The organism is Cupriavidus sp. 01L46, from assembly GCF_056399905.1.
The window spans coordinates 1-2,740 of sequence record NZ_JBFTSF010000501.1; the positions used below are offsets into that span (position 1 = coordinate 1).

The following is a 2,740-nucleotide window of genomic DNA, read 5'->3' on the forward strand; positions in this document are numbered from 1 at the left end:
GCTCACGGCTGTCCAGCAATGCCTCCGCGCTGATTGGGTCGGCTGTCATGCCACAGAAATGCACTGAAACACAAACGCAAGTGCGTAAGGAGTGGGAAGCTGCGCCCACGGAGTTGGCGCGCATACGATCCGCCCGACGGCATCGGGCGGATCACGGCACGGGTCAGACCAGATGCAGTTCAACGTGGACGTTGCCGCGCGTGGCTTTCGAATACGGACAGATCTGATGCGCCGCTTCAACCACCGCTTGCGCCACCTCCGGGTCGAGGCCCGGCAGGCTGACGTTCAGGCGGGCCTGCAGGAAAAAGGCGTCATCGGTGGTGCCGAGGTCCACCTCGGTATCCAGCGCAAGGTCCGCTGGCAGCTTGATCTTCATCTGGCTGGCGGCGCGGCCCATGGCCCCGATAAAGCAGGYCGACCACCCCGCGGCAAACAGTTGCTCAGGGTTTGTGCCGGCGCCGCTGCTGCCCGGTGAGGACAGCTTCAGATTCAGCCGGCCATCGTTGCTATGGGCTTGGCCATCGCGGCCGCCGGTGACGTGGACCTTGCCCGTGTACAGGACGTTCTCGATGCGGTTCATGATCAATTTCCTTGAGATGGATTTGCGCTGGGTATTGCGCGGCCTGAGATCGCTTCGCATGTGCTCGGCATCGGGCCACGGAACGTATTAAAGGCGGTCGACGTATCGGGCACGTAGCACGTCGGGCCCTGTTCTGTCTGGAAACGTATCCCGGTGGCCGCGTGATACAGACGCATGCAAAAACCTGCGGAAAGTGGCGCGGACGCGGCACAGGGCCGCGATCTGTGATGCGGTTTTGTATCGCTCTGTATCCGGCGGCCTGCCGGATACGCAACGTTTCAAATCGAAGGGTTCGGGAAACAGGCGCGATACGTCGGTCGCCGATGCTTCCCATCGGCATCAGTCCCAATGGAGAGAACCATGTCCGAACCGATCAATCAAAAACGGCGCCGCCTGTTTGGCTCGGCCGCGCTCACGCTGGCCGCCGCGCCATTTGGCTTGTCTGACCTGGCGCACGCGGAATCCAGCCAGACGGCAGCACGCCCGCCAACCGCACGGCCGGGTACGCATGCCCAATTCACAACAATCAAGCAGGTGACTGCCGGCGAACTCAATATCGGCTATGCCGAGGAAGGTCCTGCCGATGGCCCTCCCGTCATCCTCTTGCATGGCTGGCCGTATGACATTTACAGCTTTGTCGACGTCGCACCGGCGCTGGCGGCGGCGGGGTACCGCGTGATCGTGCCGTATGCACGCGGCTACGGCAGCACACGTTTCATGTCGGCCGCGACGGTTCGCAATGGCGAGCAGGTGGCGCTCGCGCTCGACACCCTCGCCCTGATGGACGCGCTGGGCATCAGCAAKGCGATCCTCGCCGGCTACGATTGGGGCGCGCGGACGGCATGCATCATCGCGGCGCTCTGGCCGGAGCGATGCAAGGCGCTGGTTTCCGTCAGCGGTTACCTGATCGGCAGTGTCGAGGGCAACCGAAAGCCGCTTGCGCCGCAGGCCGAGCTCCAATGGTGGTATCAGTACTATTTCGCCACCGAGCGCGGGCGGGTCGGCTATGCGCAGCACCGGCACGCGTTCACGAAGCTGATCTGGCAACTCGCCTCGCCAACATGGAACTTCGACGACCGCACGTTCGATCGCAGCGCGGCGGCTTTCGACAACCCGGACCACGTAAGCATCGTGATCCACAACTACCGCTGGCGGCTCGGCCTTGCCGAGGGCGAAGCCCGATACGCCGATCTGGAACGGCGGCTTGCTGCGTTTCCGAGCATCGGTGTGCCCACCATCACGATGGAAGGCGACGCCAATGGCGCGCCGCACCCGGAACCGAGTGCCTACGCCAGCAAGTTCTCAGGCAAGTATCAGCATCGGCTCATCACGGGTGGCATTGGCCACAACTTGCCGCAGGAAGCGCCGCAGGACTTTGCCAGAGCCGTGATCGACGCAGACCAACTCTGACGCCGCGTTGCCTGGTCAGGCTCGTCGCCGCGAGCGTGGCCAGGCCGCTTCGAAGCGGACAGCGGCGCATTGAAACCGTGGCCCCGCCGAACAACCAAGCTGGCCTCTACCCTCCCCTTTGATCAGCCTAGCCTGACGATCGCTGCCAGCCCGCCCCCTTCACGGTTGCGCAGCTTGAGCGAGCCGCCGATGGCCACCGCAAGCTGATGTGCAATCGCGAGGCCCAGGCCGGAGCCGCCGGTCTCGCGGCTGCGCGAGCCCTCGAGCCGGACGAACGGCTGCAGCACGGCTTCGAGCTTGTCTTCCGGGATGCCCGTGCCGCGATCGAGCACCTCGATGATCACGGTGTCGTGCTCGCGGTCCACGCGCAGTTCCGCCGCGCCGCCGAACTTGATTGCGTTGTCGATCAGGTTGGTCAGGATCCGGCGCAGCGCATGGGGGCGCGTCACGATGGCGCCGCCGACGTTCTGCTCGATGGTCACTGTCTTACCGGTGTCCTGATAATCGTAGGCCAGGCTCTCGATGAACGATCCGAGGTCGATTCGCGATGGCTTCTCGCCATCGCCATGCGTGGAGCGCGCATACGCCAGCCCTTCCTGCACAAGCCTTTCGATCTCGGCCAGGTCCTGCACCATCTTGCGCTTCTCCTCGGAGTCCTCTGCCAGCTCGGCGCGCAGTTTCATGCGCGTGATCGGCGTCTGCAGATCGTGTGAGATGGCCGCCAGGATCTGCACGCGCTCCTCGATGAAC

3 protein-coding genes are annotated in these 2,740 nt (G+C 64.1%); 1 reads left to right on the forward strand and 2 read right to left on the reverse strand.

Annotated features, from left to right (window positions below; genetic code table 11):
* Positions 1-163: 163 nt before the first annotated feature.
* Positions 164-580, reverse strand: a complete 417-nt coding sequence (locus tag AC1DS3_RS37510; RefSeq protein ID WP_477129235.1) for an organic hydroperoxide resistance protein — start codon at positions 578-580, stop codon at positions 164-166.
* A 360-nt stretch (positions 581-940) separates the two neighbouring features.
* Between AC1DS3_RS37510 and AC1DS3_RS37515 the strand changes: the two genes are divergently transcribed.
* Complete coding sequence (locus AC1DS3_RS37515; RefSeq protein WP_477129236.1) at positions 941-1,990, forward strand: alpha/beta fold hydrolase; 1,050 nt, start codon at positions 941-943, stop codon at positions 1,988-1,990.
* Between the two features lie 122 nt (positions 1,991-2,112).
* Here AC1DS3_RS37515 and AC1DS3_RS37520 read toward each other — a convergent pair.
* Positions 2,113-2,740: sensor histidine kinase (locus AC1DS3_RS37520; protein ID WP_477129237.1), on the reverse strand; the 628-nt coding region annotated here is incomplete at its 5' end.